Genomic DNA, 19,120 nt, shown 5'->3' with positions numbered 1-19,120 from the left:
GCCCTGCGGATCAGAATGTTATGGCCTATCTGGACGCTCTGACAACCAGAATGTAGGTCAGAGTAAAGGAAAGCACGATGGCGATAGCCATACCGGAGATGGCATAGCTAAAGTACGGACCGATATACGCTGGAAGGCTGAAAATACTCGACAGAATGTAGCCATATAGCCGGACACCGAAGTACGCGATGAAGGCCGAGGCAATGGAACTGGCAATAGTGGCGGAGATAAACGCTTTTTTGTACTTGGTCAGTACGCCGAAGAGTGCAGGTTCGGTAATTCCGAGCAGCGCGGAAACCCCAGCAGATAGCACGACAGATTTGTCCTGACGGGTTTTGGCATGGAAGTAAATGGCAAATGTTGCCCCAGCAATCGCCATATTCGCCATACACATCATTGGCATCAGCATATCAAAGCCCTGATTGCTGAAATTTTGCAGCGCAATCGGCGTCATCGCGTGATGCATGCCAGTCAGGATAGCGACAGGCCGAATCGCACCGACCACGAAACCAGCAAAGATAGACGACACATCGAACAGGCTCTGAATAAACAGTGCCAGCAGTTTACCGAGGTAGATCCCGAATGGCCCGATAACCGTGAGCGACACCAGTGCGGCGATAAACAGCGTCAGCGTTGGGGTAAACACGGTTTTCAGCACCGAAGGCATGATGCGGTCGACCCAACGATGGATATAGCTCAGAGCCAGCACGGAGAAAATCACTGGGATGACGCTAGCAGCATAGTTGAACACCGGAATGGGTAGCACACCGATGAAGTAAAAGGCGCTGACCGCATTAGGGCTATTGCTGGCTAGTGCCTTCGCCGCTTCTATCAACGACGGGTACATCAGGCAGGCGGCGACAGCCGCTGCAAGATATTCGCTTGTTTTAAATATTCTGGCTGCGGAGATGGCGAGGAAGAAAGGTAAGAAATAGAACACACCGCTGGCGATCAGGTCGAGAACGATAACGGTGTCGGTTTTGGCAGAGACCACTTTCAAGGCGATCAGTCCTGCCAGCAGCCCTTTGATCATCCCTGCACCTGCGATAGCGGGTACGATAGGGCCAAATACGCCAGAAACCGTATCCATGAACAGCGAGATCAGCCCTTTTTTCTGCTTCTGCGCGTCTGGCTGTGCCGTGGCGGTAGGAGAAAGCTGCGCGTTCAACAGTTCATAATACTCATTAACCTGCGGCCCGATAATAATCTGAAATTGTTCACTCTGGTGTTGTGCACCTAATATCCCAGGCAGGTTTTTGATTGCGTCGGTTTGTACTTTACTTTCATCAATTAAATCAAACCGAAGCCGCGTCATACAGTGCCAGGCTTTATTTATATTATCGTTCCCGCCAACCAGTTTAATGATTGACTGAATAACCTCATTTTTTCCCATGGAATAAACCCCTGCATAGCACTATGTTATTTTTGGTCAAATCATTCCCGCTGATAATAAGAAACTAAAAATAAAAAAACAAACCAATAAAATATGAACTTCATCACATGATTAGGTGGTTTATGGGTTTTTGTTGCCAATAACTGATAATTGGTCTGGTTTTTTGTTTAATTTATTGGTTTTTTCAAACCAAAATAATTCTTTTAAAGAATAGGTTTACAATAAAAGAAAAAATAAGTAGAAAACAAAAAAAGAAACTGATTTTAGACTGTGTTTTTACCGGGTATGGCTATTTCGGTAAGCACATCGGAGGATATTTTTTTGTTGCCGACAATCATCACTGACATTGAATGTCTCGTTACCCGCCCCGACCGTCATAATTTAGTGACGGTGGTGGTTCATACGGATAAAGGCGTTACGGGTTATGGGTGTGCGACTTTCCAGCAACGTCCGCTAGCCGTAAAGGCGATGGTGGACGAGTACCTCAAACCGCTTTTAGTGGGAAGAGATGCTAACCATATCGAAGATCTGTGGCACATGATGATGGTCAACGCTTATTGGCGTAATGGGCCGGTTATCAACAATGCCGTTGCAGGCGTTGATATGGCGCTGTGGGACATCAAGGGTAAGCTGGCGGATATGCCGCTCTATCATCTGTTTGGTGGGAAATCTCGCGATGCGATTGCCGCTTACAGCCATGCTGCCAGCGATACGCTGGATGGACTCTATCAGGAAGTAGAACGGCTCTATGCGCAAGGCTATCGTCATATCCGCTGCCAGTTAGGGTTTTATGGTGGTAATCCTGACTCGCTGCACAGCACGCGACAGCCAACAGAGGGAGCCTATTACGATCAGGATCAGTATATGGCTAACACGCTTGCCATGTTCCGTGCTTTGCGGGAGAAATACGGCGATCGTTTCCATATCCTGCATGATGTCCATGAACGTTTATTCCCGAATCAGGCAGTACAGTTCGCTAAAGCGGTAGAAACTTATCGTCCCTATTTTATCGAAGATATTTTGCCGCCTGCACAAAATGAGTGGCTGGCGCAGATCCGCAGTCAGAGTGCGGTGCCGCTGGCGACGGGAGAGCTGTTTAACAATCCCGCCGAGTGGCAGAATTTGGTGATTAACCGTCAGGTTGATTTCATTCGCTGTCATGTCTCACAGATTGGCGGGATTACGCCAGCGCTGAAACTGGGCGCGTTCTGTCAGAACTTTGGCGTTCGGCTGGCGTGGCATTGCCCACCGGATATGACGCCTATCGGCGCGGCGGTCAATATTCACCTCAATATCCACCTGCATAACGCCGCGATTCAGGAGTTTGTCGCTTACCCGGAAAATACCTGCAAGGTCTTCCCGCAGGCGGTGGAACCGGAGAATGGCTATCTGTACCCGATTGAGCGCCCCGGTATTGGCGTTGGGATCGATCTGGACGCGGCGCGGCAGTTCCCTGTCGTCTATCGTCCACATGAATGGACGCAGAGTCGCCTGCCGGATGGCACGATGCATACGCCTTAAGCCGCATTACGGCGACTGGCGAAAGGCCAAATTATCGAGATTTAAGGGGATGACGTAGGTACAGGTGTAGTTGATGTCGATGATATCGCTTGATTCGTACACGCGGCCGCCCTGTAAAATGCCGCGATTCAGAATATGCATCGCCGCCGTACCTTTCTTGCAACCCAGTAGCTCAGCCTGTGCTTTCGTGACGTTAACTGCCTGATAATGTGTCAGATAGTGTGAAATCGCATAGCCCTTGCTGAGCACATACTGCTGAATAGAACCTTCAATAATCTTCTGACTCATTTCCGGGAAGTCTGCGGCAGGCATTTTAGAGATCTCGATCTGTACTTTGCGGCTATCGACATAACGTAACCGACTGAATTCCCAGATGAACGCATTTTCACCGATCGCAAATACCTGCTGCTCCTCTCGATTCGGTAGCCGTTTATGTAGGCTAAGCAGGCGAGATGAAATCTGAGTAAATTTCTTTTCGGTAATCGAGTTATAAACCAGCGGGTTACTGCGAACACCCTGATTAATAAAGTTACCAGAACCTTGCACCATATTGATCGCGCCGATACTGGCAAGCTTTTCCAGCGCCTGGCGAATAGTGAAGCGCGACACGCCGTATTCTTCCGCCAACTGGCGCTCCGGCGGCAGTTTTTCTGGGAGCGGATCGGTGTGCTGATAGATTTTGCTCAGTAAATCCTGCGCGATGAAATCTTTCTTTTTCATGGGCGGTCTCAAAATGGCCTTGCCAGCGTGGCTGATAAGGCCGCTTGCGTTGGATCAGTGGTGGCAGAAGTGATGAATAACCTGCGAAATCAGTTCCCGCGTCGGTTTGATAAACGCAGTATCAATGTATTCATCCGGCTGGTGTGCCTGCTCGATCGATCCAGGTCCCAGAACCAGCGTCGGACACAGCGTCTGAATAAACGGTGCTTCGGTACAGTAGTTCACGATTTCCGTTTTCGTCCCCAGCAGATTCTCCACGACCGATATCAGACGGTGATCCGGCGGGCACTCATAGCCGGGAATCGGCGGATGCAGTTCGCTGACGGTCAACCGACCCGGCCAGCGTTGGCTAACAGGCTCAAGCGCTTCAGACAGCAGTCCATCGAGATCGTTAAGCGTAATACCCGGCAGCGGACGAATATCCATATGCAGTTCACAGCAGCCGCAGATACGGTTAGCGGCATCGCCGCCGTGAATGTGACCAAGGTTCATTGTGGGATAAGGAATGTGGAAAATCGGGTTGTGATAACGTTCCTGTAGCGTGTTACGCAGTACCAGCAAGTGGGAAATCGCTTCGTGCATCAGCTCAATCGCGTTCACACCGCGCGAAGGATCGCTGGAGTGGCCGGACTGTCCCTGAATACGGATCGCGTTGGACATGTGGCCTTTGTGCGCCCGCACCGGTTGCAGCGAGGTCGGTTCGCCGATGATGGCGCAGTCTGGGCGAATCTGCGTGGATTCGGAGAAATACTTGGCGCCTGCCATGGTTGTCTCTTCATCGGCAGTCGCCAGCACATAGAGCGGCTTCGTGAGCTTGGTGGGATCGATATCACGCAAGGCATCCAGAATAAAGGCAAAGAACCCTTTCATATCCGCTGTACCCAAGCCGTACAGCTTGTTGTCGTGTTCAGTCAGCGTGAAGGGGTCGCGCGTCCAGCGGCCATCGTCAAACGGGACGGTGTCGGTGTGCCCTGCCAACAATAAGCCACCTTTTCCTTCACCAATCCGCGCCAGCATATTAAATTTATTGAGGGTGCCTGGCACCGGTTGGACTTCCACATGGAAGCCGAGATCGCCGAACCAGCCCGCCAGCAGGTTGATTAAGGTATGATTACTTTGATCGAGCGCGCTGTCGGTGGCGCTGATGGACGGTGTGGCGATCAATGCCCGATATAGCTCAATAAAAGGGGGTAAATTCATCTTCACTGTTGACAGCCTCTGGTTAGGATAGTATCAATATTCATGCATTTATTTTGAATAAAAATACAATAATGCTCGGCGAAAGGAAACCCAAAGGTGCGGCGATGACGATTCGTCACTTTCACTGAGTTTCGCGGGTGAACAGCGTACCGACGCTGGTGAACCCTGTTACCTGTTCCATAGATGAATAAGAAGGTATACGGACCCCATGCTGAATACGCTGATTGTTGGTGCAAGTGGTTATACCGGCGCTGAGCTTGCGCTCTACCTGAACCGTCACCCACAGATGAACATAACCGCTTTGATGGTTTCTGCGCAAAGTGTCGATGCAGGAAAATTGATTTCTGATTTACATCCGCAGCTCAAAGGCATCATTGATGTACCGGTAAAACCGCTGACCGATGTTGAAGAAGCGGCGAAAGGCGTGGATGTCGTTTTTCTGGCGACCGACCATAAAGTCAGCCACGATCTGGCCCCGGTTTTTCTGGCGGCAGGCTGCACGGTTTTTGATTTGTCCGGCGCGTTCCGCGTACAGGATGCCGAATTTTATCGCCGCTATTATGGCTTCGAACATCAGCACCCTGACTGGCTGGCAAAAGCGGTTTACGGGCTGGCCGAATGGCGCGCGGAAAGCGTAAAACAGGCACAGCTGATTGCCGTACCGGGTTGTTATCCAACGGCTGCGCAACTGGCGCTGAAACCGTTGCTGGATGCGCAATTATTGAATTCGGCTCAGTGGCCAGTGATTAATGCCGTCAGCGGCGTGAGTGGAGCAGGACGTAAAGCGTCGATGACCAACAGTTTCTGTGAAGTCAGTCTGCAACCATACGGTATTTTCAACCACCGCCATGAGCCTGAAATTTCAACACACCTCGGCACGCCAGTGATCTTCACGCCGCATTTGGGCAACTTCGCCCGTGGCATTCTGGAAACCATCACTTGTCGCCTGCAACCGGGCGTAACCCAGCAGGATGTTGCTGAAGCTTATCACAACGCTTACCACGATAAGCCGCTGGTTCGCCTGTATGATAAGTGCGTCCCGGCGCTGAAATCCGTTGTCGGCCTGCCGTTCTGCGATATCGGCTTCTCGGTTGACGGTGAGCACCTCATCGTAGTGGCAACAGAAGATAACCTGCTGAAAGGCGCGGCGGCACAGGCTGTGCAATGCATGAACATTCGTTTTGGTTTCCCTGAAACTCAATCGTTAATTTAATCACTATTGGTCCCGACATTTCGAGGCGCGAAGCATAATGAATCCGTTAATTATCAAGTTAGGTGGCGTTTTACTGGATAGCGAAGAAGCGCTGGAGCGTCTGTTTACCGCGCTGGTGGCTTACCGTCAGGAGCATCAGCGTCCGCTGGTGATTGTGCACGGTGGCGGTTGTCTGGTAGATGACCTGATGAAGAAACTGTCGCTACCTGTCGTGAAGAAAAACGGTCTGCGCGTCACGCCTGCCGATCAGATCGACATCATCACCGGTGCGTTGGCGGGCTCCGCTAACAAAACCCTGCTGTCATGGGCAAAGAAGCATGATATCAACGCGGTCGGCTTGTGCCTGGGCGATGGCGGCAGCACGACGGTCACGCAGCTCGATGAGTCTTTGGGCTTTGTGGGTAAAGCGGAAGCGGGATCGCCTGCGCTGCTGAACACGCTGTTGTCTGCGGGCTATCTGCCCGTCGTCAGCTCCATCGGGATTACGGCACAGGGCGACCTGATGAACGTCAACGCCGATCAGGCGGCGACGGCGCTGGCGCAAACGCTGGGTGCGGATTTAATCCTGCTGTCTGACGTGAGCGGTATTCTGGACGGTAAAGGCCAGCGTATTGCCGAAATGACGGCAGAGAAAGCCGAGCAACTGATTGCTCAAGGCATCATCACCGATGGCATGATTGTTAAAGTTAATGCCGCGCTGGATGCCGCGCGTGCGCTAGGGCGTCCGGTTGATATCGCTAGCTGGCGTCATGCTGAGCAACTGCCTGCGCTGTTTAACGGCGTGGCGATTGGTACACGTATTCTGGCGTAAGTCGTTTCTGGGTATGGAATGATGCCATACCAACATGAATTAAATTCTGGGAGTAATCGTTATGGCTTTGTGGGGCGGTCGGTTTAGTCAGGCAGCAGATCAGCGTTTTAAACAATTTAATGACTCACTGCGGTTTGATTACCGTCTGGCGGAACAGGACATCGTTGGCTCGATCGGCTGGTCGAAAGCGCTGGTGACGGTCAATGTACTCAGCGAGCAGGAACAGCAACAACTGGAACAGGCGCTGAATGCGTTGCTGGTTGAGGTACAAGCCGATCCTGAGATGATCCTGCAAAGCGATGCAGAAGATATTCACAGTTGGGTTGAACTGCGCCTGATTGAGAAAGTCGGTGATTTGGGCAAAAAACTGCATACCGGTCGCAGCCGTAACGATCAGGTCGCAACCGACCTGAAGCTGTGGTGCAAGGCACAGATTGCAGAGCTGCTGCTGTCAGTACGCCAACTGCGTCAGGCGCTGGTCACGACGGCAGAAGCCAATCAGGATGCTGTAATGCCGGGTTATACCCACTTGCAGCGTGCACAGCCGGTGACGTTTGCACACTGGTGTCTGGCCTATCATGAAATGCTGGCACGTGATGAAAGCCGTCTGGAAGATACGCTTAAGCGTCTGGATGTCAGCCCGCTGGGCTGTGGCGCGCTGGCGGGAACGGCTTATCCGATTGACCGTGAGCAACTGGCTGGCTGGCTGGGATTTGCCTCGGCAACGCGCAATAGTCTGGATACGGTTTCCGATCGCGATCATGTACTGGAACTGCTGTCTGATGCTTCGATCGGGATGATCCACCTGTCACGTTTTGCCGAAGATCTGATCTTCTTCAACAGCGGTGAAGCGGCGTTCGTTGAGCTGTCTGACCGTGTGACATCAGGTTCTTCCCTGATGCCACAGAAGAAAAACCCGGATGCGCTGGAGCTGATTCGCGGTAAATGCGGTCGCGTACAGGGCGCGTTGACCGGCATGATGATGACGCTGAAAGGCCTGCCGCTGGCGTATAACAAAGACATGCAGGAAGATAAAGAAGGGCTGTTTGACGCGCTGGATACCTGGCACGACTGCCTGATGATGGCGGGTCTGGTGCTGGAAGGCATTCAGGTTAAACGTCCACGCTGTAAAGAAGCCGCTGAGCAAGGCTACGCGAACTCGACAGAGCTGGCGGATTATCTGGTTGCGAAAGGCGTTCCGTTCCGTGAAGCACACCATATCGTGGGTGAAGCGGTGGTGGAAGCCATTCGTCAGGGCAAAGCGTTGGAAGCACTGCCGCTGGCCGATCTGCAAAAATTCAGCGCCGTGATTGGCGATGACGTGTACCCGATTTTGGCACTGCAATCCTGTCTGGATAAGCGTGCTGCACAAGGTGGCGTATCACCACAGCAGGTTGCTAAAGCGATTAGTGATGCGAAGCAGCGCTTAGCCTAATTCGCCCACCTCTGTTCTCCCAGCGTGGTGTTCCGCGTTGGGGGAATTCCACCGTTATCACTCTGATTCTTCTGCAAATTATCATCTATCCATTTTCATATGGAATGCGGCTCGCATTTTTCTGCTCAGTGTCTTCCCCGCCGGAATTGTTTCTGGACATCCATACAGTATCATTTTACCTTGACCGACAGCGTGAAAGGCCTGCGGAGGCAAAGTGGATATCAGCATATTTTATGGTTTAGGCGGTGGTGCGGTGGGCCTGCTGATCGGGTGGTTGATTGCCAGCCTGATTCATCAGCAGAAGCTGTCACAGCATGATACCGAGCAACGGCTGCTAGCACAGACATTACAGCAAACCCAACAGTCGCTCAGCGAACAACAGCAGGTAAAGCAGCAGGACGAACAGCGGCTGCGGCAAAACGAATTGGAATTGCGTACGATTCACGCGCAGCTTTCTGCCAGTCATGAAAAGCTGCAACAGTTTGGTGAACTCCGTACCGAGTGCGGGCAGTTAAATCAGGAACTGCGAACGCTGCGTGAAATCAATAGCGCGCAGGAAGCCGAACTGCGCGAAGTCACCATTCGTCTGGAAGAAACCCGGATGGCGGCGGAAGAAAAGCAGCGACTGCTGGCAAATAGTGAACAGCGGCTGACGACACAGTTTGAGAATCTGGCGAACCGAATTTTCGAACACAGCGGACGCAAGGTGGATGAGCAAAATAAACAGAGCCTGGATAAGCTGTTGATGCCACTGCGTGAGCAACTTGATGGATTTCGCCGTCAGGTGCAGGATAGTTTTGGCGCGGAAGCGCGCGAGCGTCACACGTTGGCGCACGAGATCCGCAATCTGCAACAGCTGAACGCGCAGATGGCACACGAAGCCATCAACCTGACGAAAGCGCTGAAAGGGGACAATAAGACGCAGGGGAACTGGGGCGAAGTGGTGCTAAGCCGTGTGTTGGAAGCCTCTGGCCTGCGCGAAGGGTATGAGTATCAAACTCAGGTCAGTGTGCAAACGGGGACAAATAGCCGCCTGCAACCCGATGTCATCGTGCGTTTACCGCAGGGCAAAGATGTCGTGATCGATGCCAAGATGTCGCTGGTGGCCTACGAACGCTATTTCAATAGTGATGATGACATAGAACGTAGTTCGGCGCTGAACGAACATTTGCTTTCCGTTCGCAGCCATATTCGGCAGTTGAGCAGCAAAGATTACCAACAGCTTCCAGGGCTGCGTTCGCTAGACTACGTGCTGATGTTTATTCCTGTCGAACCTGCTTTTCTGGTTGCTATCGATCGCCAGCCTGAATTGATCAACGAAGCGCTGAAGAACAATATTATGCTGGTCAGCCCGACCACGCTGCTGGTGGCATTACGCACCATCAACAATTTATGGCGCTATGAACAACAGAGCCGCAACGCACAGCAGATCGCCGAAAAAGCCTCACGGCTGTACGATAAACTGCGGTTGTTTGTGGATGATATGGAAGCGCTAGGGCAGAGTCTGGATAAAGCGCAGGGCACTTATCGTCAGGCGATGAATAAACTTTCGTCTGGGCGTGGTAACCTTATTGGCCAGGCTGAGGGGTTTCGCGCGCTGGGCGTTGAAATTAAACGCACGATCAGCACCTCATTGGCTGAAAAAGCAACGGCCCATGAGCATGCTGAACGCGATGGATTACTCGGCTCTACCGCATCCGACGCGGATTCACCGACCGTCAAAATGGAAGGTGAAGAAGGGCGGCCGCCGCACAGGCAGCTTGAATTATGACGGTATAAATAGGTATGGATTTCGCGGGCTTGGCACCTACGCTATGCGAAATTAGTGCAGTGGGGTTTTTATCCGGGTCTGGTACACTCTTACCATTAATGGGTAGACCCGAAATTTGACTGAAATAGTAGGCGGATAAGATGGCAAGTGAGCAGGAGAATACGGCCGACTTTGGTTTTCGGACTGTCGCCAGGGATGAAAAAGAAGTCATGGTGGCTGAGGTTTTTCATTCTGTAGCCGCAAAGTATGACCTGATGAATGACCTGATGTCTTTTGGTATTCACCGTATCTGGAAGCGTTTCACTATTGAATGTAGTGGGGTAAGACGTAACCAGCGCGTTCTGGATCTTGCCGGAGGGACAGGAGATTTAACCGCTAAATTCTCCCGCATGGTTGGTGAGGGTGGTGAGGTCATTCTGGCGGACATCAACGCATCAATGCTGAAAGTCGGCCGCGAGAAACTGCGTAACAAAGGCATTATCGACAACATCAACTACGTGCAGGCCAATGCAGAAGCGCTGCCGTTCCCCGATGATTTCTTCGACTGCATTACCATCTCTTTTGGTCTGCGCAACGTGACGGACAAAAACAAAGCGCTGCGCTCCATGTACCGCGTTCTGAAGCCCGGTGGCCGGTTGCTGGTGCTGGAGTTTTCCAAGCCGATAATTAAACAGCTGAGCACCGTTTACGATGCGTATTCATTTCATATCCTGCCGAGGATTGGCGAAGCCGTGGCGAGTGATGCCGGGAGCTACCGCTATCTGGCGGAATCCATCCGCATGCATCCCGATCAGGAAACGCTGAAAGGGATGATGAGCGACGCCGGTTTTGACAGCGTTAACTATTTCAACCTCACGGGTGGAATCGTTGCGCTGCACCGTGGGTTTAAATTCTGATTGGAAATGCCAATGCTGATAACGTCTTTTCTGACAGCTACGCTGGAAACTGCGCTGAATCAGCTGCTTTTTCAAGATACCGTTTCTTGTGATCGAAGCATGAAGTCAGCACGTCAGCGCTTACAGGGGAAAACACTCCAGATCGCGCTGGCTGAACTGGATGTTCCCTTGGTGCTGGTGTTTAGCGAACAGCGGCTGGATGTTGTCAGCCAGTGGGGAGAATTGGCTGATTGTCGTCTGCAAACACGCGTTCCGGTTCTGATGAAGTTACGCGATCGTCAACAGCTATCATCGCTGATGCGCAGTGGTGAACTGGTTATTGAAGGTGATATTCAAGTCGTTCAACAGTTCATCGTACTGTGCGATCTGGCGGAGTTCGATCCAGCGGAATGGTTGTCCCCTTATCTGGGCGACATTGTTGCTCAGGGGCTTAGCCAGACTGCACAGAAAACCCTGGATTTCCTGAAGCGGTCATTACATCAGCAGCAACATTTCTTGTCCGAGACGTTAACGGAAGAGTGGCGACTGGCTCCGGGGAAACTGGAAAATGCTTGGTTCCATGAGGAAATTGTCGCGCTGGATAAATCTGTCGATGCGTTGTTCGAACGACTGGCGAAACTGGAGGCTTTACGATGACGCCCGGTGAATTACGCCGCCTCTACAGTATTGTACGTGTGTTACTGAGCTATGGTCTGGATGAACTCATTCCTAAAATGCGTTTGACGTTTCCGCTGCGAGCGGGGCGTCGTCTGCTGTTCTGGTTACCCAATCGTCACCGCACTAAGCCTTTAGGGGAACGTCTGCGTTTGGCGCTTCAGGAACTGGGGCCGGTGTGGATTAAATTCGGGCAAATGATGTCGACGCGCCGCGATCTGTTTCCACCCGCTATCGCCGATCAGTTAGCGATGTTGCAGGATAAGGTTGAACCGTTTGATGGCAAACTAGCGCGTGAGCAAATTGAGCTGTCGATGGGGGGAATCCCTCTTGAAGAGTGGTTTGACGATTTTGATATCAAACCGTTGGCCTCCGCCTCGATTGCGCAGGTTCATACCGCTTGCCTGAAAAGTACGGGAAAAGAGATCGTTATCAAGGTGATCCGCCCGGATATTTTGCCTGTCATCAAGGCAGATATGCGCCTGATGAAACGTCTGGCTGGCTGGTTGCCCCGCCTGTTGCCGGATGGTCGCCGTCTGCGCCCGCGCGAAGTGGTACTGGAATACGAAAAAACGTTGCTTGATGAGCTGAACCTGCTGCGAGAAGCGGCCAATGCCATCCAGCTACGGCGTAATTTTGAGAACAGCCCAATGCTGTATGTGCCGGAGATTTATTCGGATTATTGCAGCGAAAGTATGCTGGTCATGGAGCGCATCTACGGTATTCCTGTTTCTGATGTCGAGGCGCTACAGGCCAATGGCACGGATATGAAATTACTGGCAGAGCGTGGCGTTCAGGTTTTCTTTACGCAGGTATTTCGCGACAGCTTCTTCCATGCGGATATGCATCCCGGCAATATCTTTATTAGCTACGAGCACCCGGAAGATCCGCAATACATCGGTATTGATTGCGGTATTGTCGGTTCGTTGAATAAAGAAGATAAGCGCTATTTGGCCGAGAATTTTATCGCTTTTTTCAACCGTGATTATCGCAAAGTCGCCGAGCTGCATGTCGATTCAGGCTGGGTGCCGGCGGACACCAATGTGGCAGATTTTGAATTTGCTATTCGTACCGTCTGTGAGCCGATCTTCGAGAAGCCGTTGGCGGAAATTTCGTTCGGCCATGTATTATTGAATTTGTTTAATACGGCGCGTCGCTTCAATATGGAAGTTCAGCCTCAGCTAGTATTGCTGCAAAAAACGCTGCTATATATTGAGGGCGTTGGTCGGCAGCTTTATCCGCAGCTCGATCTGTGGAAAACGGCCAAGCCGTTTCTGGAGAGCTGGTTGAAGCAGCAGGTCGGTTTACCTGCGGTTTTCCGGGCGCTAAAAGAAAAGGCACCGTTCTGGGCTGAGAAATTGCCGGAGCTTCCCGAACTCTTTTATGATGGGCTGCGTCAGCATAAGATGTTAAAGCAAAGCGTCGATAAGCTGGCACATGAGCTGAAAACGCAGCATGCTCGCCAAGGGCAGTCACGATATCTTTTGGGTATTGGCGCAACGCTACTAATCAGTGGTACGTTGTTGCTAATCAGCGGTGTTGAAGCCGATATGGTTCCCGCAGGGTTGATGGCAGCAGGAATAGTTGCCTGGATTATCGGTTGGCGTCGCACTCGTTGAAGCAGATCATGATGTACGCCAGAATTACCCGATATAATAACGAGAATTCTGTCGTTCCCCTTTTTGAAAAGAGGTAAATGTTATGGGTGGTATTAGTCTCTGGAACCTGCTGATTATTGCAGTTATCGTCATCTTGCTGTTCGGCACTAACAAGCTGAGAACGCTGGGTTCAGATTTGGGCGCGTCAATCAAAGGTTTTAAGAAAGCGATGGGTGACGATCAGCCGTCCACTAGCGCAGACAAAACGCAGCCAGATGCCGATTTCGCTACCAAGTCTATCACTGACAACCAATCAGACGTTAAGCAGGGCGACACGAAGAGCCAGCATAAAGAGCAGGTGTAAGCTGTGTTCGATATCGGTTTTGGTGAATTGCTATTGGTGATGGTTCTTGGCCTGATTGTTCTCGGGCCAGAACGATTACCCGTCGCCGTCAGGACGGTTGCAAGCTGGATTAGGACGCTGCGTTCGCTGGCGTCTACGGTTCAGAATGAACTGTCGCAGGAGCTGAAACTCCAGGAGTTTCAGGAAAGCCTGAAGAAAGTCGAAAAAGCCAGTTTGCAGAATCTTTCGCCTGAGTTGAAAGCCTCAATGGATGAACTCAAAGAGGCAGCAGAAGCGATGAAGCGTGGCTATACCGAGACACCGTCGCTGCAAAAATCAGATGCCCACCAAAAATCGGATGGGCATAGCGCAGCGATGGAACCGCAACACAATACCCCGCTGAACGATCCCGAAGCGGCCTACGACGGGGTGATTGAAGCGGAAACCGCAGTACGTCCAGCAGACAGCCAGCCTAAACCTGAAAACGGTGCTGCTGTTGAACATCACCATGATGGTCGCAATGCCACGGGTGATGAAGCTGTCGGCAACGATAATGTCAAACCTGAGCAGTCCCAGTCTTCTGCTGTTTCTGCCCGTCAACCGAGTGATAGTCGTTAGTTTATGGCCGATGAAGATACTCAACCGCTAATTAGCCACCTGATTGAGCTACGCAAGCGGCTACTGAACAGCATTATCTGTGTGCTGGCGGTATTTGTTGTGCTGGTGTTCTTTGCCAATGACATTTACCAAGTGGTTTCTGCACCACTCATTGAGCAGTTACCTGCTGGTGCTAGCATGATCGCGACTGATGTCGCTTCGCCTTTCTTTACGCCGATAAAGCTGACGATGATTGTCTCAGTGTTTGTCGCCGCGCCGCTGGTGCTCTATCAGGTGTGGGCGTTTGTCGCTCCTGCTCTATATAAACACGAGCGTCGCTTAATGATGCCGTTGCTGGTATCCAGCAGCCTGCTGTTTTATTCGGGCATGGCGTTTGCGTACTTTGTGGTGTTTCCGCTAGCGTTCGGCTTTTTCGCGAAAACGGCACCCGTTGGCGTGTTGATTGCAACCGACATCAATAACTACCTCGATTTTGTTATGGCGCTGTTCATGGCGTTTGGCGTATCGTTTGAGGTGCCGGTTGCCATTGTACTGCTCTGCTGGAGTGGTGTGGTGACGCCAGAAGACCTAAAGAAAAAGCGGCCTTATATTTTGGTGGGCGCATTCGTTGTCGGGATGCTGCTGACGCCGCCGGACGTTTTCTCACAGACGCTACTGGCGATTCCGATGTACCTGCTGTTTGAAATCGGTGTGTTCTTCGCGCGGTTTTATGTTGGTAAAGGCCGAAGAGCTGAAACCGAGGAGCCATCGCCGTAACGTACGGTCTCCTGCGGTAGGATGGTAAAATGACCTCTCTTTGAGAGGTCTTATTTTTTTATTCGCCAGAGTGATAGTCATGTTTGATATTGGTGTCAACCTAACCAGTTCCCAGTTTGAAAAAGACCGGGAACAGGTCGTCATCCGGGCAAAGCAAGCGGGTGTTAGTGGCATCTTGATCACGGGAACCAATGCTCAGGAAAGCCATCAGGCAATGTTGCTGGCGCAAGCCTATCCCGATTACTGCTGGTCAACGGCAGGTGTTCATCCGCATGATGCCAGCCAATGGGATAGCGCTATCGCCGAACAGATTCATCAAATGGCAAACGCGGCTTGTGTGGTTGCCATTGGTGAATGCGGGTTGGATTTCAACCGTAACTTTTCTACTCCAGAGGAGCAGGAACGCGCATTCAGCGAACAGTTAGCGATAGCGGCTGAGCTGTCCATGCCGGTTTTTCTTCACTGCCGCGACGCCCATCTCCGCTTTATTTCCCTATTGAGGCCATGGCTGAATCAGTTACCTGCCGCCGTGATTCACTGCTTTACTGGCAATCGCTATGAATTGGATGAGTGTCTTGCTGCGGGGCTGATGATTGGTATCACTGGTTGGGTTTGCGATGAGCGCCGCGGGCTTGAGTTACGCGCCTTATTACCACATATTCCCGCCGATCGGCTGTTGGTGGAAACCGACGCACCTTATCTGTTACCCCGGGACTTACGCCCTAAACCCGCATCCCGTCGTAACGAACCCTGTTATCTGCCTCATATTATTCGCCAGATTGCGGAGTGGCGTGGAGAAGATGCCACATGGCTGGGACAGACAACAGATGAAAATGCCCGCCGGGTTTTCCGGCTGGCTTGATTCAGGAGAATAATGACATGAGCAATGCTTTTCCCGGCACGTTCCCTGGCCGACGTATGCGCCGCATTCGCCGCCATGATTTCAGCCGTCGCCTTGTTGCTGAAAATCAACTGACAGTGAATGATTTGATTTATCCCGTTTTCGTGATGGAAGGGACAAATCATCGTCAGGAAGTTCCCTCAATGCCTGGGGTATACCGGATGACTATTGACGTGCTTCTGAAAGAAGCTGAAGAGCTCGCTAAGCTCGGCGTTCCGGTGCTGTCACTGTTCCCCGTCGTTGAGGCGGATAAGAAATCACTCTATGCCGAAGAAGCCTATAACCCGAATGGTCTGGTTCCGCGCACGATCCGCGCATTGAAAGATGCTGTCCCTGAACTGGGCTTGCTGACGGATGTGGCGCTCGATCCCTATACCACTCATGGGCAGGATGGGATTATTGATGACGAAGGCTATGTGATTAATGACGTCACCAAGGAAATTTTGGTGCGTCAGGCGTTGTCTCACGCTGAAGCTGGAGCAGAAATTATTGCCCCTAGCGATATGATGGATGGTCGCATCGGTGCTATTCGCGACACCCTTGAAGCGCAAAATCTGATCAATACCCAGATCATGGCGTATTCAGCTAAATATGCATCGTGTTATTACGGGCCTTTCCGTGATGCTGTGGGCTCTGCGGGTAATCTGAAAGGTGGAAATAAGAAAACCTACCAGATGGACCCGGCCAATAGCGATGAAGCCTTGCAGGAAATCGCGCAGGACTTGCAGGAAGGTGCGGATATGGTGATGGTCAAACCGGGAATGCCTTATCTGGACGTGGTTCGTCGTGTCAAAGACACGTTCGGCGTGCCGACGTTTGCTTATCAGGTCTCTGGTGAGTATGCGATGCACATGGCCGCGATTCAGAACGGTTGGTTACAGGAGCAACCTGTCGTGATGGAGTCGCTGTTGTGCTTTAAACGGGCGGGTGCCGATGGCGTGCTGACCTACTTCGCTAAGCGTGTCGCACAGTGGCTACACGATCAGCATATGCAACGCTAAGCCTATTCTCATCCGGCGTGGTATAAACGCGCCGGATAGGATAAGGGCGGCGCTGGGCTAGGATTTACGAAACTCTCGGTTATCTATACTGTGTTTGACCTGCTTGTTTAGCATATTCAGCAGTAGCATTGAGCGGGCTTCACCATCAGGTTCAGTGTAGATAGCTTGAAGGCCAGAGAAGACACCATCGGTTATCACTACGCTATCACCGGGCTGTGGCGTCAACGGGTCAATGATTTCCTGCATAGGGCGAAGTGATAATTCATCGATCACCTGCTGCGGAATGATCGCCGGTAGTGCGCCGAATCGCACAAAATTACTCACCCCCCGCGTTGCGCTGATGGTGGTGGTGTGAATGCGTTCGGGGTCGAATTCCACAAACAGGTAGTTTGGAAATAGCGGCTCACACACTTCCGTTCGCTTTCCTCGAACGATTTTATCCAACGTGATCATCGGGCTCACGCAGATGACTTCCTGACGTTCCAGGTGTTCTTTTGCTCGCAGCAGTTGACCGCGTTTACAATATAGTAAGTACCAGGCTTCCATAATTTCGCAGACTTATGATTCCGACGAGCAAGCATAACAAAAGCGAGCGAGGATAAAAAATTTTCGGCAGATATTTTTGTTACCATACTATGACGAACGGATTCTTGATGGTGATTGGATTCTTGCCATAAATAGGCATTGCGGGAAGCGACAGGCTGGCGAAGAGACTTTATAATAGCCAGAACGATAGACTGCCCCCGATGAATAGCATGAAATACCGTGACTTACGCGAATTCCTCTCACTGCTGGAAGAGAGAGGGGAGTTGAAACGCATTACCCAGCCCATCGATCCCTACCTTGAAATGACGGAAATTGCCGACCGGACGCTGCGTGCGGAAGGTCCCGCTCTCCTGTTTGAGAACCCCAAAGGCTATGACATGCCGGTGCTGTGCAATTTATTTGGCACGCCGAAACGTGTTGCATTGGGAATGGGACAGGAAGAGGTCAGCGCATTGCGAGACGTAGGCAAACTGCTGGCATTTTTGAAAGAGCCAGAGCCGCCGAAAGGGTTCCGCGATCTGGTAGATAAAATGCCGAAGTTTCGTCAAGTACTGAATATGCCGACGAAGCGGCTGTCTTCTGCGCCGTGTCAGGAACAGATTTGGCAAGGTGATGATGTTGATCTACGTCGGATTCCGGTGATGCAGTGCTGGCCGGAAGATGCTGCGCCGCTGATTACCTGGGGGCTTACCGTGACGCGCGGGCCGCATAAAGAGCGGCAGAATCTGGGGATCTATCGCCAACAGGTGCTGGGTAAAAACAAACTCATTATGCGCTGGCTATCGCATCGCGGCGGCGCACTGGATTTTCAGGAATGGTGTCAGGAAAATCCGGGGCAGCGTTTTCCAGTCGCCGTCGCGCTGGGGGCTGACCCCGCGACGATTCTCGGTGCGGTGACGCCCGTCCCTGACACGCTGTCAGAATATGCCTTTGCGGGCTTATTGCGTGGGCATAAGACTGAAGTGGTGAAGTGCCTGTCGAATGATTTAGAAGTCCCCGCCAGTGCAGAAATTGTGCTGGAAGGCTATATTGAGCCTGGAGAAATGGCGGCAGAGGGGCCGTATGGTGACCATACCGGCTATTACAATGAGGTCGATCACTTTCCGGTCTTTACCGTCACGCACATTACTCAACGCCAAAATGCCATTTATCACTCGACTTACACGGGGCGTCCGCCGGATGAGCCCGCGGTACTGGGCGTGGCGTTGAATGAAGTTTTCGTACCGATCCTGCAAAAGCAGTTTCCTGAGATTGTCGATTTTTATTTGCCACCGGAGGGTTGCTCTTACCGTCTGGCGGTCGTTACCATGAAGAAACAGTACGCGGGTCATGCTAAACGCGTCATGATGGGCGTCTGGTCTTTTTTACGCCAGTTCATGTATACGAAATTTGTTATTGTTTGCGATGACGACGTTAACGCACGCGACTGGAAAGACGTGATATGGGCGATCACGACGCGTATGGACCCGGCACGCGATACGGTATTAGTGGAAAATACGCCGATAGACTACCTTGATTTCGCCTCGCCGGTTTCTGGCCTGGGTTCCAAAATGGGTCTGGATGCCACCAATAAATGGCCTGGCGAAACGCAGCGTGAGTGGGGACACCCCATTAAGAAAGACCCGCAGGTTTGTGCCCGCATTGATGAAATATGGGACGAGTTGGCCATTTTTAGCGACAGAGCCCCCCAGCGTTAACGGCTGCTCTGTTCTCAGTTTTGCTTTTATGACCCTATAGAGGGAA

18 protein-coding genes are annotated in these 19,120 nt (G+C 51.7%); 14 read left to right on the top strand and 4 right to left on the bottom strand.

Annotation, left to right across the window (positions count from 1 at the left end; translation table 11 throughout):
- Window positions 1–25 precede the first annotated feature (25 nt).
- Complete coding sequence (locus A6301_RS13040; RefSeq protein WP_215483888.1) at window positions 26–1,393, bottom strand: PTS transporter subunit EIIC; 1,368 nt, start codon at window positions 1,391–1,393, stop codon at window positions 26–28.
- A gap of 321 nt (window positions 1,394–1,714) precedes the next feature.
- Here A6301_RS13040 and A6301_RS13035 point away from each other — a divergent pair, with 321 nt between their 5' ends.
- Window positions 1,715–2,914 carry a starvation-sensing protein RspA gene (locus tag A6301_RS13035; RefSeq protein ID WP_234257973.1) on the top strand — a complete coding sequence of 400 codons (1,200 nt, stop codon included), beginning with the start codon at window positions 1,715–1,717 and terminating at the stop codon, window positions 2,912–2,914.
- 6 nt (window positions 2,915–2,920) lie between these two features.
- Here the strand turns inward: A6301_RS13035 and A6301_RS13030 are convergent, their stop codons facing one another.
- Together A6301_RS13030 and argE are read right to left on the bottom strand one after the other, a co-directional pair.
- Complete coding sequence (locus A6301_RS13030) at window positions 2,921–3,634, bottom strand: GntR family transcriptional regulator (protein WP_107169002.1); 714 nt, start codon at window positions 3,632–3,634, stop codon at window positions 2,921–2,923.
- Window positions 3,635–3,688: 54 nt separating this feature from the next.
- A complete protein-coding gene (gene argE / locus A6301_RS13025; protein ID WP_133169854.1) occupies window positions 3,689–4,840 on the bottom strand; it encodes an acetylornithine deacetylase in 1,152 nt (383 codons plus the stop codon).
- 202 nt (window positions 4,841–5,042) lie between these two features.
- Here argE and argC point away from each other — a divergent pair, with 202 nt between their 5' ends.
- From argC to hemB, 12 genes are all read left to right on the top strand, one after another.
- Complete coding sequence (argC, locus tag A6301_RS13020; RefSeq protein ID WP_234257972.1) at window positions 5,043–6,047, top strand: N-acetyl-gamma-glutamyl-phosphate reductase; 1,005 nt, start codon at window positions 5,043–5,045, stop codon at window positions 6,045–6,047.
- 37 nt (window positions 6,048–6,084) lie between these two features.
- Window positions 6,085–6,858: an acetylglutamate kinase gene (gene argB, locus A6301_RS13015; protein WP_005973420.1), complete on the top strand. Its 774-nt coding sequence runs from the start codon at window positions 6,085–6,087 to the stop codon at window positions 6,856–6,858.
- Window positions 6,859–6,919: 61 nt separating this feature from the next.
- Window positions 6,920–8,293 (top strand): argininosuccinate lyase, encoded by a 1,374-nt coding sequence (argH, locus tag A6301_RS13010; protein ID WP_039307274.1) that lies wholly within the window; start codon window positions 6,920–6,922, stop codon window positions 8,291–8,293.
- Window positions 8,294–8,507: 214 nt separating this feature from the next.
- Window positions 8,508–10,064, top strand: a complete 1,557-nt coding sequence (gene rmuC, locus A6301_RS13005; RefSeq protein ID WP_234257971.1) for a DNA recombination protein RmuC — start codon at window positions 8,508–8,510, stop codon at window positions 10,062–10,064.
- 140 nt (window positions 10,065–10,204) lie between these two features.
- Complete coding sequence (ubiE, locus tag A6301_RS13000) at window positions 10,205–10,960, top strand: bifunctional demethylmenaquinone methyltransferase/2-methoxy-6-polyprenyl-1,4-benzoquinol methylase UbiE (RefSeq protein ID WP_102116977.1); 756 nt, start codon at window positions 10,205–10,207, stop codon at window positions 10,958–10,960.
- Window positions 10,961–10,972: 12 nt separating this feature from the next.
- Complete coding sequence (locus A6301_RS12995; RefSeq protein WP_107169006.1) at window positions 10,973–11,596, top strand: SCP2 domain-containing protein; 624 nt, start codon at window positions 10,973–10,975, stop codon at window positions 11,594–11,596.
- Window positions 11,593–13,233 (top strand): ubiquinone biosynthesis regulatory protein kinase UbiB, encoded by a 1,641-nt coding sequence (ubiB, locus tag A6301_RS12990; RefSeq protein WP_234257970.1) that lies wholly within the window; start codon window positions 11,593–11,595, stop codon window positions 13,231–13,233. Before A6301_RS12995 ends, ubiB begins: the two co-directional genes overlap by 4 nt.
- A gap of 82 nt (window positions 13,234–13,315) precedes the next feature.
- A complete protein-coding gene (gene tatA, locus A6301_RS12985) occupies window positions 13,316–13,576 on the top strand; it encodes a Sec-independent protein translocase subunit TatA (protein ID WP_107169008.1) in 261 nt (86 codons plus the stop codon).
- Window positions 13,577–13,579: 3 nt separating this feature from the next.
- Window positions 13,580–14,173 carry a Sec-independent protein translocase protein TatB gene (tatB, locus tag A6301_RS12980; protein ID WP_234257969.1) on the top strand — a complete coding sequence of 198 codons (594 nt, stop codon included), beginning with the start codon at window positions 13,580–13,582 and terminating at the stop codon, window positions 14,171–14,173.
- A gap of 3 nt (window positions 14,174–14,176) precedes the next feature.
- Entirely contained in the window at window positions 14,177–14,929 is a 753-nt protein-coding gene (tatC, locus tag A6301_RS12975; RefSeq protein ID WP_107169010.1) for a Sec-independent protein translocase subunit TatC, read from the top strand.
- A 79-nt stretch (window positions 14,930–15,008) separates the two neighbouring features.
- Window positions 15,009–15,791, top strand: coding sequence for a 3'-5' ssDNA/RNA exonuclease TatD (tatD, locus tag A6301_RS12970; RefSeq protein WP_205540727.1), 783 nt, complete (start codon window positions 15,009–15,011; stop codon window positions 15,789–15,791).
- Between the two features lie 17 nt (window positions 15,792–15,808).
- Complete coding sequence (gene hemB / locus A6301_RS12965; protein ID WP_215483883.1) at window positions 15,809–16,831, top strand: porphobilinogen synthase; 1,023 nt, start codon at window positions 15,809–15,811, stop codon at window positions 16,829–16,831.
- Between the two features lie 57 nt (window positions 16,832–16,888).
- Here the strand turns inward: hemB and rfaH are convergent, their stop codons facing one another.
- Complete coding sequence (gene rfaH, locus A6301_RS12960; RefSeq protein ID WP_205540729.1) at window positions 16,889–17,377, bottom strand: transcription/translation regulatory transformer protein RfaH; 489 nt, start codon at window positions 17,375–17,377, stop codon at window positions 16,889–16,891.
- A 200-nt stretch (window positions 17,378–17,577) separates the two neighbouring features.
- Between rfaH and ubiD the strand changes: the two genes are divergently transcribed.
- Entirely contained in the window at window positions 17,578–19,074 is a 1,497-nt protein-coding gene (gene ubiD / locus A6301_RS12955) for a 4-hydroxy-3-polyprenylbenzoate decarboxylase (RefSeq protein ID WP_107169014.1), read from the top strand.
- Window positions 19,075–19,120: the final 46 nt, after the last annotated feature.

Source organism: Pectobacterium sp. IFB5596 (assembly GCF_021432585.1).
Lineage (GTDB): Bacteria > Pseudomonadota > Gammaproteobacteria > Enterobacterales > Enterobacteriaceae > Pectobacterium > Pectobacterium punjabense.
Note: the sequence above shows the minus strand (reverse complement) of the source record. Positions and strands in the feature narration are given on the sequence as shown.

Excerpts from the sequence above, each read along its gene's own strand:
- A6301_RS13040 (WP_215483888.1), bottom strand. The coding sequence starts at position 1,393 with ATGGGAAAAAATGAGGTTATTCAGTCAATCATTAAACTGGTTGGCGGG.
- A6301_RS13030 (WP_107169002.1), bottom strand. The coding sequence starts at position 3,634 with ATGAAAAAGAAAGATTTCATCGCGCAGGATTTACTGAGCAAAATCTAT.
- argC (WP_234257972.1), top strand. The coding sequence starts at position 5,043 with ATGCTGAATACGCTGATTGTTGGTGCAAGTGGTTATACCGGCGCTGAG.
- argB (WP_005973420.1), top strand. The coding sequence starts at position 6,085 with ATGAATCCGTTAATTATCAAGTTAGGTGGCGTTTTACTGGATAGCGAA.
- argH (WP_039307274.1), top strand. The coding sequence starts at position 6,920 with ATGGCTTTGTGGGGCGGTCGGTTTAGTCAGGCAGCAGATCAGCGTTTT.
- ubiE (WP_102116977.1), top strand. The coding sequence starts at position 10,205 with ATGGCAAGTGAGCAGGAGAATACGGCCGACTTTGGTTTTCGGACTGTC.
- A6301_RS12995 (WP_107169006.1), top strand. The coding sequence starts at position 10,973 with ATGCTGATAACGTCTTTTCTGACAGCTACGCTGGAAACTGCGCTGAAT.
- ubiB (WP_234257970.1), top strand. The coding sequence starts at position 11,593 with ATGACGCCCGGTGAATTACGCCGCCTCTACAGTATTGTACGTGTGTTA.
- tatA (WP_107169008.1), top strand. The coding sequence starts at position 13,316 with ATGGGTGGTATTAGTCTCTGGAACCTGCTGATTATTGCAGTTATCGTC.
- tatC (WP_107169010.1), top strand. The coding sequence starts at position 14,177 with ATGGCCGATGAAGATACTCAACCGCTAATTAGCCACCTGATTGAGCTA.
- tatD (WP_205540727.1), top strand. The coding sequence starts at position 15,009 with ATGTTTGATATTGGTGTCAACCTAACCAGTTCCCAGTTTGAAAAAGAC.
- hemB (WP_215483883.1), top strand. The coding sequence starts at position 15,809 with ATGAGCAATGCTTTTCCCGGCACGTTCCCTGGCCGACGTATGCGCCGC.
- rfaH (WP_205540729.1), bottom strand. The coding sequence starts at position 17,377 with ATGGAAGCCTGGTACTTACTATATTGTAAACGCGGTCAACTGCTGCGA.
- ubiD (WP_107169014.1), top strand. The coding sequence starts at position 17,578 with ATGAATAGCATGAAATACCGTGACTTACGCGAATTCCTCTCACTGCTG.